Source organism: Cellulomonas sp. HZM, from assembly GCF_000708885.1.
GTDB lineage: Bacteria > Actinomycetota > Actinomycetes > Actinomycetales > Cellulomonadaceae > Cellulomonas.
Genome location: NZ_JEOE01000001.1, coordinates 295464 through 311206 on the forward strand (window position 1 = coordinate 295464; position 15743 = coordinate 311206).

The 15743-nt window shown below is 70.9% G+C and carries 5 protein-coding genes; 3 read left to right on the forward strand and 2 right to left on the reverse strand.

Annotation, left to right across the window (positions count from 1 at the left end):
* The first annotated feature begins 27 nt into the window (after positions 1-27).
* From AW16_RS0101460 to AW16_RS0101470, 3 genes are all read left to right on the forward strand, one after another.
* On the forward strand, positions 28-783 hold the full coding sequence (locus AW16_RS0101460; RefSeq protein WP_029287533.1) for a fructosamine kinase family protein: 756 nt from the start codon (positions 28-30) through the stop codon (positions 781-783).
* A gap of 157 nt (positions 784-940) precedes the next feature.
* Positions 941-3808 carry a discoidin domain-containing protein gene (locus AW16_RS16720; RefSeq protein ID WP_197021519.1) on the forward strand — a complete coding sequence of 956 codons (2868 nt, stop codon included), beginning with the start codon at positions 941-943 and terminating at the stop codon, positions 3806-3808.
* A gap of 89 nt (positions 3809-3897) precedes the next feature.
* Positions 3898-4518, forward strand: a complete 621-nt coding sequence (locus AW16_RS0101470) for a hypothetical protein (RefSeq protein WP_029287538.1) — start codon at positions 3898-3900, stop codon at positions 4516-4518.
* Between the two features lie 66 nt (positions 4519-4584).
* Here AW16_RS0101470 and AW16_RS18300 read toward each other — a convergent pair whose 3' ends face one another.
* Positions 4585-9198: a GH92 family glycosyl hydrolase gene (locus AW16_RS18300; RefSeq protein ID WP_156044008.1), complete on the reverse strand. Its 4614-nt coding sequence runs from the start codon at positions 9196-9198 to the stop codon at positions 4585-4587.
* A gap of 85 nt (positions 9199-9283) precedes the next feature.
* Positions 9284-15478, reverse strand: a complete 6195-nt coding sequence (locus AW16_RS0101485) for a GH92 family glycosyl hydrolase (protein ID WP_081861386.1) — start codon at positions 15476-15478, stop codon at positions 9284-9286.
* Positions 15479-15743 lie beyond the last annotated feature (265 nt).

Genomic DNA, 15743 nt, shown 5'->3' on the forward strand with positions numbered 1-15743 from the left:
ACCGCGCACGCGTGCGACGCTGGCCGGGTGCTCGTGCATCGCAAGCAGCGCCGCGGTGCGCCGCGCGGGTTCTTCGCGTGCGAGGCCGCCGGGCTGCGCTGGCTCGCGGACGCGCGCGGGGCGCCGGTGGTCGACGTGGTGGAGGTGGGCGACGACCACCTCGACCTCGTCCGGCTCGAGGTGTGCGCGCCGACGCGTGCGGCTGCGCGCACGTTCGGTGCGGCGCTGGCGCAGACCCACTCTGCGGGGGCCGCCGCGTTCGGCTCACCGCCCGACGGGTGGTCCGGTGACGGCTTCTTCGGCCCGTTGGACGCGCCCCTGCCGATGTCGTCGGGCTCCTTCACGCGCTGGGGCGAGTTCCTCGCGTCGTGCCGGCTCGAGCCGCTCGGCCGCCTGCTGCACGACGCAGGGATCGACGTCCCCGGGCTGGGCGAGCTGGCCGAGCAGGCGGCGGGCGGGCGGTGGGACGACGACGAGCCGCCCGCGCGCGTGCACGGCGACCTCTGGGCCGGCAACGTCGCGTGGACGCCCGACGGCGCGACGCTCGTCGATCCTGCGGCGCACGGTGGTCACCGTGAGAGCGACCTCGCGATGCTCGCGCTGTTCGGGTTCCCGTACCTCGAGGACGTGCTGGCCGCCTACGACGAGGCCGCACCGCTGCGCGCGGGTCGGCAGCGACGGCTCGCGCTCCACCAGGTCTACCCCGTCGGCGTGCACGCCCTGCTCTTCGGGGGCTCGTACATCGATCAGGTCCGACGACTGGTCGTAGAAGCGACGCGCTGACCAGGGCCTCTTTGCATCGGCTTGTCGACATATTGCGGTCGAATGTCGGGATATGTACCGTGTGGACCCGCACCCCGGTCACGCGCCGCGCGACCGGCCCCTCTGCCGATGACGCATCGTCGCGTCGTCGGCACGCCGGACAGAGAGGTCCAGCATCGTGCGTCCACATCTCCCCGCCCCCTCCGGGGACACGACCCGCCCGCCGGCGCCCGGCACGCGCTCGCTGCGCGTCGTCGCGACCGGCCTCACGCTGTCCGCCGTGGTCGCCGCGACCGTCGGCGCCGTCGCCGTCGTCGCCGCTCCCACCACCGCGCACGCCGCCGCACCCCTGTCGCTGTCGCCGGTCGGCATCGCGGGCCGCGGGGCAGCGGTCCCCTTCGTCGAGCAGGAGGCCGAGGACGCCGTCACGAACGGCACGGTCATCGGCCCGGACCGGCTCTACGGCAACCTGCCGTCCGAGGCGTCGGGACGCCGCGCGGTGACGCTCGACGCTCCGGGCGAGTACGTCGAGTTCACGCTCACCAAGCCGGCGAACGCCGCGACGTTCCGCTACTCCCTGCCCGACAACGCGGCGGGCACGGGGCGCGACGCGACCGTCGACCTGATGGTCAACGGCTCGAAGGTCAAGGACCTCGCGGTCACGTCCCGCTACGGCTGGTACTACGGCGGCTACCCGTTCAACAACAGCCCGAGCACCGACCACCCGCACCACTTCTACGACGAGGTGCGCACGCGCTTCTCCAGCACGCTGCCGGAGGGCACCAAGGTGCGCTTCCAGGTGTCGTCGACCGCGCAGTCCCCCACCTTCACCGTCGACCTGGCCGACTTCGAGCTCGTCGGCGCGGCGTACACGGCCCCCGCAGGCGCGATCAACGTGGTCACCGACTTCGGCGCGGACCCCACCGGCGCGGCCGACGCGACGCAGGCGATCCAGAACGCCGTGAACGCGGGGGCGACGACGGGACGCACCGTGTGGATCCCGTCCGGCACGTTCAAGGTCACCGACCACGTGATCGTCGACAACGTGACGATCAAGGGCGCCGGCCAGTGGTACACCGTGCTCACCGGCAACCGCGTGGGCATCTACGGCAAGTACAACGGCCAGGGCGGGCCCAGCCGCAACGTCAACGTCTCGGGTCTCGCGATCATGGGCGAGGTCAAGGAGCGCAACGACAACGACCAGGTCAACGGCTTCGGCGGCGCGATGAGCGACTCCGTCATCTCCGACGTGTGGATCCAGCACACCAAGGTCGGGGCGTGGATGGACGGCCCGATGAACAACCTGACCATCAAGGACTCGCGCATCCTCGACCAGACGGCGGACGGCGTGAACTTCCACTACGGCGTGACGAACTCGACGGTGACCAACACGTTCGTGCGCAACGCGGGCGACGACGGCCTCGCCGAGTGGGCGGAGAACGTGGTCGAGTCCGGCAACAAGTTCACGCACAACACGGTCGTCGCACCGATCCTCGCCAACAACATCGCGATCTACGGCGGCAAGGACATCGAGGTGTCCGACAACGTCGTGTCCGACACCGTGACGAACGGCGGCGGCATCCACGTCGCGAACCGCTACCCCGGCGTGAACGGACCCACCGCGATCTCCGGCACCATCACGCTCGCCCGCAACACGCTCATCCGCGCGGGCAACTCCGACTTCAACTGGCAGTTCGGTGTCGGGGCGATCTGGTTCAGCGCGCTGAACGAGCCCATGAACGCGACCATCAACGTCACGGACACCGACATCCTCGACTCGTCGTACGCGGCGATCCACTTCATCGAGGGCTCGACGAAGACGGTCAACTTCAAGAACGTGCGCATCGACGGGACCGGGACCTTCGCGATCCAGCTGCAGGCCCCCGAGACCGCCACGTTCGAGAACGTCACCGCGACGAACATCGGCTACTCGAACCCGATCTACTCGTGCCAGGGCGCCGTCGACGGCAACCTCGTGCGCATCGGCTCGGGCAACTCCGGCTGGTACACCGCCACGCCGTACTGCGGCCCGTGGCCCACGCCCGTCTACACCGGTGGCGGCACGACGAACCCGACGACGCCGCCCACGACCACCCCGCCCACCACGACGACGCCCACGCCCACGCCCACGCCGACCCCGTCGTGCTCCGCAGGCACCGGTGACCTCGCCCGTGGGCAGCAGGCCACGGCCTCCAGCAGCACGCAGTCCTACGTCGCGGCCAACACCGTCGACGGCAACGCGGCGACCTACTGGGAGAGCGCCAACAACGCGTTCCCGCAGCAGCTCACCGTGGACCTGTGCACCGTCACGGCGCTGTCCCGCGTCGAGATGGCGCTGCCGTCAGGGTGGGGTCAGCGCAACCAGACGCTGACGCTGGCCGGCTCGAGCGACGGGTCGTCGTGGACCACGCTCGCGGCGTCGAAGGCGTACTCCTTCGACCCCGCGTCCGGCAACCGCGTCGTGGTCCCCGTGAGCGGCAGCGCGCGCTACGTCCGGGCCACGTTCACCGCCAACACGGGATGGCCCGCCGGGCAGCTGTCGTCGTTCGAGGTGTACGGAGGCACGACGCCGACGCCCACACCGACGCCGACCCCCACGCCGACCCCGACGACCACCACCCCGCCCGCCGACGTCAACCTCGCTGCCGGCAAGACTGCGAGCGGCTCGTACGCCGACGTCTACCGCCCGGCGAACGCGACCGACGGCAACGCGTCGACCTACTGGGAGAGCCCGAACAACCAGTTCCCGCAGTCGCTGACGGTCGACCTCGGGTCGGCGCAGACGATCGGCCGCCTGGTGCTCGACCTGCCTCCGGCGACGGCATGGGCGACGAGGACGCAGACGCTCTCGGTGCTGGGCAGCACCGACGGCTCGACGTGGACGACGCTCAAGGCCTCCGCCGGGTACACGTTCAACCCTGCCTCGGGCAACACGGTCACGGTCCCGCTGACGTCGACGACGCAGCGGTACGTGCGCCTGACGTTCACGGGCAACACCGGCTGGGCCGCGGGACAGCTCTCGGAGCTGGAGGTGCACCGCAGCTGACACGACGGTGACGCACTGAGGACGCCCGGGGTCGGTCCCGCACCGACCCCGGGCGTCGTGCCGTCCAGCGGCGCCCGATACTGGGTGCCGTGCCCACGCCACCGGTCCCGCTGGCGCCGTCAGCGGTCGTCGACCGGCTCGTGGCGACGGTGCTCGCCTCCCCCGCCGCTCGACCGCGCGTCGCTCTGGACGGCGCCCCGGTCACGCGCCCCGACGACCTCGCCGACGCCCTCGTCGACCCCCTTCGCGCCGCGGGCCGTCCCGTGGTGCGCGCCCACGCACGCGACTTCCTGCGGCCCGCGTCCATCCGTCTCGAGCACGGCCACCACGACGCGGACGCGCTGCTCGAGGACTGGCTCGACGAACGCGGCCTGCGCCGCGAGCTGCTCGACCCGTTCGTCGTCGACGGGCGCCACGTGCGGTCGCTGTGGGACGCCGAGCGCGACCGCGCGACGCGTGCGCCGTACGAGACCGCCCCGCTCGGCTCGGTCCTGCTGCTCGACGGCGCACTGCTGCTCGGTCGCGGGCTGCCGTTCGACCTCGCGGTGCACCTCGCCGTCCGGACCGCCACCCTCGAGCGCAGGACGCCCGACGGCGACCGCTGGACGCTGCCCGCGTTCGAGCGCTACGACGACGTGCACCGGCCGGCTGACGTCGCCGACGTCGTGCTGCACGTCGACGACCCGCGGCGCCCCGCCTGGTCCGGGTAGACGTCGGGCCGGCGGCGCGAGCCCCTCGCTCGCACCGCCGGCCCTGCGACCCTCAGGTCGCCCGCGTCAGACGACCTTCGCCGTCCGCGCGGTGGTCTTCACCACGGTGGTGTAGCCCGACTTCGTGAGCGTCACGCGCACGGACAGCTTCTTGCCCTTGTCCGACCTCGTGACCACGTGCGTGCGCGAGGTCGCGCCGCTGATCGCCTTGCCGTCGCGCAGCCACCGGTAGGTGACCTTCACGCCGGAGGGCGAGACCTTCGGCGCGGAGACGGTGAGCTTGTGGCCCACCTTCGCCTTGCCGGAGACCTTCGACGCCTTCGACACCGTGATCGTCCCGGCCTTGACCGTGACGCCCGGTGTGACGAGCCGCAGCGTCGCGTAGCCCGGGGCCGCCACCGTGGTGCGCACGGCGACCTTCGCGCCCTTGTCCGCCGCGGTCAGCACGTAGGACGTGCCCGTGGCGCCCTGCACGGGCATCCCGTCGCGCAGCCACTGCCGCGTGATGGTCGCACCGCGCACCGAGTAGGTGCCCGAGCTGACCGTGAGCTTCTTGCCCACGGCCGCCGTGCCGGACACCGCGGGCGCCTTCGTCGCGACGACCGCCCCCGCCAGGACAGTCCCGACCTGCACGTCCGTGACCAGGTCGGTGTAGCCCTCGGCGACGGCCGTGGCACGCACCGCGAGCCGCTTGCCGACCGCGGACGCGGGCACCGCGAACGTGGTCCCCGACGCGACGACCTTGCCGTCGAGCAGCCACTGCACGCTCTCGTTCGCGGACGGCGTGTACCGCCCGGCCACCGCGCGCAGGGTCGAGCCCGTGGCGGCCGCGCCGGTGACGGACACCGGGACGTCGCGCCGCAGCACGCCCTTCGCGACGGATCCGCTCACCGGGACCTGCACCGTCAGAGGCGCCCGGCCCGGTGCCGTGACCGTGAGCACCGGCTGGACCAGCGTGCCGACCAGGTCGGGCGTGAGCGTGAGTGACGAGCCCGTGGCCCCTGCGATCGTCACACCGTCGGCGGTCCAGGCGTACTCCGTGCTCGTCCCGGGCACGGAGTACGTGCCGTCGACGACGCGCACCGTGCGGCCGACCTGGAACGTGCCGAGAACCTTCGCCGGGTCACGCTGCTCGATCGCTCCGGCCGTCACCGTGACGTCGTCGGACGTCGCGCTCGTCGGCAGGTACCCGCGCGCCGTGCCCGTCACGGTGACGCTCACGCGGTGCCCGGCGTAGGCCGGGGCGAGCGTGAAGATGCGCGCCGTGGCGCCGTCGACCCGCTGGCCGTCGACGTTCCACCGGTACGAGGTCGTCGTCCCCGGGACGTCCCACGTGGGCGTCGAGGCGACGAGCGTCGCGCCGACGGCGGGCGTGCCCGAGATCGTGACGTCGCCCTGCAGGTGCGGGGCACGCAGGGTCGCGTCGCTCGCGATCGCGAAGACGTGCACCTTGGTGTTCGACGGCCAGGTGATCGACCGGACCGACGAGTCGGTGCGCAGCGCGACGTCACCCGTCGAGAAGATCCCGCAGCGGACGGCCTGCGTCCCGGACGGGACGCCCCGCAGCGGCGTGCGGACCACGACGTCGACCGACGAGCTGCCGGTGCACCAGTCGGGCACGGTCACCGTGGCGGTCTGCTTGTCGCCGTCCGCATAGGTGATCGTGAACGAGACCTGCTGGTCGCCGTTGTTCGCGGCCGCGACCAGACGCAGCCGGCTCGCTCCCGCGAGACCGCCGCTCACGTCCGTGGTCTGCGCGGTCAGCGTGAAGTTGTCCGCGCCGCCGGCGGCCGCGAGCTGGTAGCTCAGCGCGTGGTCGGCCGGGAGCTGCGTGCGCACGCCCTGGTAGACGCCCTGTGCGGCGAGCTGGTCACGCAGGTAGAAGCTGCCCTGCTCGTCGAAGGAGGCGTCCGTGCTTCCGACGTCCCCGATGGCCGTGGCGGTGTAGGCGTCCTGGAGCCAGCTGCGCTCCGGGACGACGACGGCCAGGTCGCTCGAGCGCTCGAGCCCGTCACCGGCGTCGACGGTGAGGTGCACGCGGTGCACCCCGGGCGTCGTGCGCGCGTCGACCGCGACCGGGACCTCGAACGAGCGCTGCACCGGCAGGCCGTCGGATGCCGCGTGCCACGTGACGTCCTTGGTCGTCACGTCGTCGTCGCCTTCGATCCGGATGGTGACGTCCCGCGAGCCCGAGGCCTGCACGAATACCGTCAGGTCGACGGTCTGCGTCGTGCCCGCCGCGACCTGGACGCTCCCGGGCGCCGACGCCGCGACACTCGTCGGGTGCTCGTCGGACGGCGCGAGCGTCCCGGGCGCGGCGTCCGCACCCGTGGCCCACGACGACGGCGTCGAGCCGACCGTGTAGTCGATCGTCCCGGCGGACGTGAGCTCGTCGCCCGTGAGGTACCCGGTGGTGTGCTGCGTGCCCCCCACCTTCATCGACCGGATGTAGTGGCTCGCGTCACCGACCCCGTCGGCCGTCAGCACGAGCTTGCCGCCCGACTGCGGGAACCAGGTCTCGTCGAGGGAGATCTCCGCCCGCTCGAACACCGGCGTCGACACGCCCCACACGTCGGTGCCGGGAACGATCGGGAACAGCCCGAGCGAGGACATGACCGCCCACGACGACATCTCGCCGAGGTCGTCGTTGCCCGTCACGCCCGTCGGACCATCGGTGAACAGCGTGAGCGCCGCGCGCACGACGTCCGTGGTCTTCCACGGCTGGCCGGCCCACAGGTACGCGTACGGTGCGTGCAGGTCGGGCTCGTTGTTCGGGTTGTACTTGTCCTGGTTGTAGTAGTCGTACGAGCCGTTGACCCACGTGTCGTGTGCGGTCCCCGCCGGGTCGGCGAGCAGCTCGTCGTAGGCGAAGAAGTCGTCCAGGCGCTTCGCGGCGGCGTCCTTGCCGCCGAGCAGGTCGACGAGACCGGGCATGTCCTGCTGGACCAGCCACTCGTACTGCACGGCGGTGCCCTCGTGGAAGCCGGGCGCCGAGGCGGGGTCGGTCTCGTCGACGAACACACCGTCGGGCGTGCGGGCGCGGAACGAGTCGGTCGCCGTGTCCCAGATCGCCCGGTAGCTCTGCGCGCGGGCCGCGTAGCGGTCGGCGTCGGCGTCGTGGCCGAGCGCACGTGCCAGGGTCGAGAGCGTCGCGTCGGCGAGCGCGTACTCGAGCGTCGCGGAGCCGCCGTGCTGCAGGTCGTAGTCCCCCGGCTTGCCCTTGGCGCCGGCGTCGTGGCCGACGTAGCCGGACTCGATGTACGTCGGGTTGCCAGCACGCCCGTTGAACGGCGAGTCGGCGGGCGGCACGCCGTCGGCGTTCTGCTTCAGGACGGCGTAGGCGCGCTCGGCCCAGCCGTCACCCAGCAGGCCCTGCGAGTACGCGCTCACGAGGAACGGCGTGACCGGGTCACCGGTCATGATGTTGGTCTCGACCGGCCCGTAGCCCCAGCGCGGCGCCCAGCCGCCCTGCTCGCCCTCGAGGACCACCGAGCGCGCCATGTCCCGCGCCTGCTCGGGCGCCAGCAGCGCGAGCATCTGCTCCTGCGTGCGGTACGTGTCCCAGAGCGAGAAGTTCTGGTAGTACGTGAACCCGTCCGCCGCCTGGTGTGCGTCCCCGTCCCAGCCCATGTAACGGCCGTCGACGTCCGTGCCCGTGTTCGGCGCGAGGAAGCTGCGGTACAGCGCGGAGTAGAACGTGCGCAGCTGCGTCTGGTCCTGCGAGGTCACCTTGACCTTGCCGAGCCACTGCTGCCACGTGTCGTGCGCGGCGTCCTTGGCCGCGGCGAGCGTCGTGTGCTCGGCCGCGAGGTTCGCGTCGGCACCGTCGCCGTCGACGTAGCTCAGCGACGTCTGCGCCTCGACGACCTGGTCGGACGTCGTGTCGAACTGCAGGTACGCGCCGGTACGGCTGGTCGACGACGCGGACGTCGCACCCGCCGTGACCGTGCTGCCCGTCCACGTGCCGAAGGCCGTGAAGGCGCGTGCGAACTTCGTGGTCGAGTACACCGTGAACGGCTCGGTGTCCTGGCAGAAGCCGCGCACGGTCGTCGCGGTCGTGACCGTGCGGGCAGTGGCGTCGATCGAGACCGACGAGTGCGTGACGGTGGACAGCGCCTGCCCGGCGTCGACGAGCACCTTGGCGTCGGTCGTCGCGGGGTACGTGTACCGCTGCACGCCGGTGTGCTCGGTCGCCGACAGCTCGGCGGTCACCTTGCCCGCCGGGGCGCTCAGCGCGACCTTGTAGTAGCCGGGGTGCGCCTCCTCGTCGGCGTGGCTGAAGGAGAGGTTGTAGCTCGCGTTGTCGGTGGACGAGATCGCACCGGTCGTCGGGAGGATCGGCACGAAGCCGTCGAGCCCGCAGCCGACGCCGGACATGTGCGCGAGCGAGAAGCCGCGGATCTTGCTCTGGGTGTAGTCGTACCCCGTGTTGTGGCCCGTGTCGGGCGACATCTGCACCATCCCGAACGGCACGGTCGCGCCGGGGTAGGTGTTGCCCTCGTCCTGCGTGCCGATGAAGGGGTTCACGTAGCCGGTGAGGTCGACGGCCTCGTCGGCGCTCGCCGGGGATGCTCCGAGTGCGCCGACGCCGGCGGCGACCAGGGCTGCGGCGACGCTCGTCGCCACCCCCCGACGCAGCCGCGCGGCCGCCGAGGAGCTGGCACGGGTGGGGTCTGACATCACGCCTCCTTGCGCGGGGCAACTCTTGTGGGGGCACAGGACGGCCCGGGCGAGGTCGATGCCGACCCCGCCCGGGCCGCTGCGGTCACTTCTTGACGGAGACCTTCACGGTCTTCGACGACTTCGAGGACACGTTCTTGGTGTCGCTCGGGACGAACGTCGCCTTGACCTTGATCGTCTTGGACGCCTTGGGCAGGGTCACGCTGACCTTGCCGTGCGCCGACGACTTCAGGCTCACCGTCTTGACGGCCTTGCCGTTGACGTACACCTTCACCTTGCCCACTGCGTACGAGCCGTTGGTGAGCTTGCCGACCGTGACCGAGACGTTCGGCTTGGACGACTTCTTGAAGGCCTTGCCCGACACCTTCACCGAGCTCGGCGCCGCCTTCGACACCTTGAGCGACTTCGTCGCCTTCGCGGAGGTCACCGCCGAGGTCGTGGCCGTCTGGGCCACGCTCGCCGTGATCTTCGAGTAGGTGCCGGCGGGCAGCTTGCGGGCCAGCTGGACGGACGCGCCGTACCCGCTGCCCATCCGCCCGATCACGGCGTGACCGAGGACGGTCGAGCCGTTCTTGAAGGTCACCGTGCCCGACGTCAGGCCCTTGACCGTCGTCGACAGCGTCACCGTCGTCGACGCGCCGTACACCTTCGAGGTGCGCGACAGCTTCGGGGCCGAGACGCCCGGCGTGGTCCGCTCCACCTTGACGACCACGTTGCCGCTCGTGGCGGGCTTGTGGCCCGCGTCGCCGGCGTAGGTGGCGTGGATGGTGTGCGTGCCGACCGAGAGGTCGTCGACCACGAGGGTGGCCTTGCCCGCCGCGACCGACACGAGGCCGAGCGACGTGCGACCGTCGAGGAACTCCACCGCACCGGTTCCGCTGGGCGAGATCGTCGCCGTCAGCGTGACCGGGCTGCCGACCTTGGCCGACGACGCCGAGGCGGCGATCGACAGCTTGGTCGTCACGAGCGGGTTGACCACCGAGACGCTGGTCTCGGCGACCGTGTTGGAGCGGGCCCCGAGGGCCGTGATCGGGTACGTGCCGTCGAGCGACGGCTTGGGCACCACGACCGTGGCGGTGATCGTGCCCGTCGAGGACGCCGTGACCGTGCGGGTCACCTTCGGCGAGCTCGCCAGCTCGACCACGACCTGCTCACCCTTCGCGAAGCCGGTCCCGGCGACCGTGATGGAGGCACCGGGGGCGACCGTGCTCGGGGCCACCGAGATCGCCGTGTCGTACACCGACGACTCGACGGTGACCTTCGTGGTCGTGCTCGTGCTGGACACGCCGTCGTCGACCGTGACGGTCACCGTGTAGGTGCCCGGTGCGGCCCAGGCGTGCGTGCCCGAGACGACCTTGCCGTCCACCGCGACCTTCTCGACCGGGGTCTCGTCGCCCCAGCTGATCGTGGCCGAGTAGCCCGCCTCGGTCGGCTGACCGCCGGAGACCTTGGCCAGGTCCAGCTTCGCCGGGGTGCCCGAGAGCTGGTCCTCGACGTCCAGGCCGGTGGCCGAGAGCGCGGCGGTCTCCGTCCGCACACCGTCGGACGCGAAGCCGAAGATGTGCATCTGGCCCTGCTTCACGGTGTTCTTCAGGTCCGGGAGCGTGATCCACTCCGCGGTCACGCCCGACTTCAGCGTGGCCGGCGTCGTCGCGAAGATCGCCGTCGTCAGGTTGTCCGCCTTGGGCGACGTGCCCTTCTGGCGGTTGACCACCTTGGCGAGCACCGAGGTGCCGGACACGGGGTTCGACGCCGCACCGACCCAGTCGCCGAACGACAGCGGGAGCGCCTGCGTGCTGCCGTCCGAGTACGTGATCGTCGCCGTGCCTGTCTGGGTCTTCTCGTTGGCGAAGCCGATCACCGAGATCTGCGTCGCTCCCTCGCCCAGGTCGAGCCGGATCTTCTGGCCCAGCGCGGTGACGTTGTCGGGCTTGCCGCTCGCGACCACGGGCGGGGTGAAGCTCACCGAGCCCGTGACGCCGATCGCCTTGCCCTGCTCGAAGCCGGCGGCCGCGAGCTCGGACTTGTTGAGCGAGTACCCGTTGCCGTCGCAGTCGGCGGCCACACCGGCCTCCGAGAGGCACGCCACGTTGAACGCACCCGTGAGCGTCTGGTCACGTGTGACCGAGATCGTCGTCAGGCCGGAGACCGTCGCGGGCTCGTCGTCGACCACCGCGGTGATCGTGACGCGGACCGTGTAGACGCCCGGGGCGTCGAACGTGTGCGGCGCCGTGACCTGCACGCCACCCAGCTTCGAGCGCGCGACCGTGCCCTGCTGCGCACCGTTGCCGTCGAGGAAGTCGACGGTCGCGGTGTAGTCGGACAGGTCGTTGGTGCCGCCCTTGGCCGTCGCGAGCACGCTCGAGACGGTGGCGCCCGCCTTGGCCTTGATCGTCGCCGACGGGTAGATCTCCAGGTCGGAGCTCTGCTGGAGCGTGTCGTCGAGCAGCTCGACCTCTGCCAGCTTCGCCGGCGCACCCGTGCTCGTCTCGTCGATGACGATCCGGTAGCGGGTGTAGAGCGCCGGGTCGGCCACCGTGAACGCACGCGTCTGCGTCGCCCACGTGAACGCCTCGTCGGAACGCTCGTCGAGCGTGGTCCACGCCTCGCCGTCGTTCGAGGCCTGCAGCTTCCAGGCCTTCGGTGCGGACGACGGCGTGCCGTCGGCGCCGGCGGCGGCGTTCGTCAGCGTGTACGACGCGACCGCGACCGGCCCGCTCGTGGAGGTCCACGTGACGTCGGTCTTCGTCGCCGGGAGCGTCACCGAGGTGCGCGAGTTGTCGTCGACGAGGAGCGACAGGTCGGTGTCGTCGCTCGCCGCGACCGTGCCGTAGTCCGGCTTGGCCGCGTCGACGTACGGCGTGCGCTGCTGGGCCGTGGTGTGGCCCGTGCCCCACGTGGTCGGCTGGTCCGTCATGCCGAACGTGATCGTGTGGTTGCCGTCGAGGATCGCCGACTGCTCGATCGTCGGGACGTCGACCGCCTGGCCGTCGACCTTCAGGGACGAGACGTAGACGTTCTTCTTCGAGTTGCCCGGTGCGTCGATCGTGAGCTTCCCGTGCGCACCGCGGTCGACGACGACCTTGTCGAACAGCGGCGAGCCGACCGTGTACTGGCCCGACGCGAGCGACAGCGGGTAGAAGCCGAGCGAGGAGAACAGGTACCACGACGACATCTCGCCGTTGTCCTCGTCGCCCGGGTAGCCCTGGCCGATCTCGGACCCGACGAACAGCCGCTGCAGGACCTCGCGCACCGTCTTCTGCGTGCCCGCCGGGTCACCGGCGGCGGCGTAGATGTACGGGATGTGGTGCGAGACCTGGTTGCTCATCCCGAACTGGCCCATCCGGACGTCGCGGGCCTCCTTGGCCTCGTGGATGCCGTACGTGCCCTTCTCCTGCGTGCCGAAGAACTCGTCGAGCTTGTCGACCAGGCCGTCGGTGCCGCCGTACAGCGCCGACAGTCCCGCGACGTCGTACGGCGTGTGGAAAGCGAAGTTCCAGCCGTTCGTCTCGGTGTAGTCGCCACCCCAGCTCGTGGGGTCGTACGTCGACGCGGACTTCGCGAAGTCGCCCGCAGCGGTCTTGCCCTGGAAGAAGCCGACCGAGGGGTCGAACATGTTGACGTAGTCCTCGGCCCGCTTGAGCAGGTAGGCCGACTGCTCCTTGAGGTCCTCGACGCGGTTCGCCGGGGTCTGCGGGTCGGCGGCCAGCTTCGCGGCCATCTCACCGATCGCGTAGTCGTTGATGTACCCCTCGAGACCCCACGAGACGGACTCACCCGTCGCGGTGGAGGTGTAGCCGAGGAACGGCGACGTGTCGAGACCCTTGCGGCCGACGTTGCTGCTGGTGGGCAGCACGGTCGCGTTCTTGGTCGCGGCGTCGAAGGCCTCGAGCGCGAGGTCGGTCGACAGCGCACCGGAGACGTACGCCTCGGCGAACGAGGCGTCCGAGCTGGTGCCGGTCATGAGGTCGGCGTAGCCCGGCGAGGACCAGCGGGCGATCCAGCCGCCGTCGCGGTACTGCTGGACGAAGCCGTCGACGAGCTCCTTGGCGACGTCCGGGTACAGGAACGAGTACGCCGGCCACACCGTGCGGTAGGTGTCCCAGAAGCCGTTGTTGACGTAGATCTTGCCGTCGACGACCTTGGCGTTCGTGTCGGTCGCCGTCGCGGACCCCGTCTTCGCCGAGACCGGGCTCGCGTACTGGTAGCCGTCCGCCGAGCCCTTGCCGGTGTGCTCGAACTGCGAGTTCGGGTACAGGTTGAGGCGGTACAGGTTCGCGTACAGCGTCTGGCGCTGCGCCTGCGTCGCGTCAGGGACGTCGATCACCTTGAGGCGGTCGTTCCACAGGCCCGCAGCGGTCTGCTGCACGTCGGTGAACGACTTGCCGGTGACCTCCTCGTCGAGGTTCTTCTTCGCCTGGTCGAGCGAGATGAACGACGTGGCGATGCGCATCTCGACGGTCTTGGTCGTCGTGGTGTCGAACTGCACGGCCAGGCCGGTGGTCCGGCCCGCCGTCGTGACACCGCGCGTCGGCGTGGCGCTGAACTCGGCGCGGAAGTACATCCGCGACGCGCCCACGGACAGGCCGGAGCCGCCCTCGACCCACCCGCTGACGGTGTTGCCGGAGTAGATGATCGACGAGGTCCCCTGGACCTGGTCGAGGATCACGGTGCCGAGGTTCGCGCTCGCGGGGTACGCGAACGAGTACACCGCGGAGTGGTCCGACGGGGCGACCTTCGCGACGATCCCGTTGTCGAACGCCACCTGGTACAGGTCGGGGCGCGCGATCTCGTTGTCGTGCGAGAACGGCAGCTTCCGCGCCGTGAGGTCCGCGCTCGGCGTGCTCGCGGTCGTGATCGACGGCATCACCGCGAGCTGGTCGCGGTCACCCATCCACGGGCTCGGCTCGTGCGAGATGCCGATGCCGTTGAGCGTGGGACGGTTGTCGCCGTTGTTGCCCGACGCGTAGTTGTAGAGCCACGACTGCGAGCCGGCGTCCGTCATCGGCGTGTAGAAGTTGAAGCCGTTCGGGACCGCGCTCGCGGGGATGTTGTTGCCGCGCGAGAAGCTCGAGTTGGCGTTCGTGCCGCGTCGCGTGTCAACCCAGTTCGTCAGGCTCGAGCCGTCCACCGTCGCGGCCTGGCGCAGCGCGACGTCGTCGACCCAGCCGGAGAACGACGTGCCCTTCTTGCCCGCCGGGTTGTGGTAGCTGAGCAGAACCTTCGTGACGTGCTTGCCCGCGAGCGAGCTGAGGTCCACGCGGACCGAGTTCCACTGGTTGCCGTAGAGCGCCTTCTCGCGACCCTGCGACGCTGCGTCGGCGCCGAAGCCGTACTGGTCGCTCAGGTTCGCGTCGGACATCAGCGTCGTCGTCGTGCCGTCGCTCAGCTCGAGGTCCACCGCGACGTAGGTCGCCGGGTAGGTGAGGTTCGACTCGTCGAGGACGGGGAACACCTTGTAGGCGAGCTCCATGCCGTCCGTGACGGCCAGGTCGAGCCCGTCGTACAGCACGTCGGTCGAGTGCGCGTCGCCGTCGGCCGTCTGCGAGCCGCCGTACCGGAGCGCCTTGAGCCCGGTGAAACCGACGGTCGACTTGATCGTCGGGCCGGACACGGGTCCGCCCCCGACGCCCGTGACCATGGGCGACGCCGTGGGCGGCGTGTCCGTGCCGTCGAGGATCTCCCAGTCGGCGAGCTGGATGAGCGAGTCACCGCTGTTCGCGGTGATGTTGAGCCGGTAGTACAGGTAGGAGCCCGGTGTCGCGGCCTGGAACGTCTGCGTCTGGAACCGGCTCGGGAAGTCGATGTCCGACTGCGTGTCCACCACGGACCACGTCGTGCCGTCGTTCGAGCCGAGCACCTGCCACGCCTTGGGGTCGCGCGCCTCGGAGTCGTTCGCGGACGTGATCGAGTACGCCTTGACCGTCTTGGCCCCGGTGAGCTTGTACTGCAGCCACGCGGTGTTGGTCCGCACGAGCCACTTGGTGCTCGACGTGGCGTCAGCGGCGGCGGTCGCGACCTCGTTGGGCGCGTTCTCGCCCGAGGCGGTCACCGCGGCGACCGAACCGAGCAGGCTCCCGGGTCCGAACTGGCTGCCGGTGATGTTGACGGGCGGCGAGTACGGGCTCGACGCCAGCGGCGACGGGTCGGACGTCTCGAACGACGACGTGAACGCCGGCGTCGTGGGTGTGTCGGCGGCGCCGGCGGGCGTCGTCGCCGCCGAGAGGGCCGTCCCCGCGAGCGCCAGGCAGACGCCGGACGCGAGCAGGCTGCGGGTCATCCCCGCAGGTCGGACAGAGGACAAGTGCATCGAAACCCCAGGAGTCGGTCGTCGTTGGCCTGCAGGGATGGAGCGGTGCGCGATCGCGGTCGTCGTCGATGACAACGTTGTCACGCCGAGGTGACGGTAAGTCCGATGCGCCGGGGTGTCAACCACCGCGCGCCTGTTGACGCCGCCGCGTCGGCATGACAGCGTTGTCAGCCGTCGCCGCCCTCACGGATGAGGACGCGCGCACGCACCAGCACGGGGCGATGCCGCCCCCGGA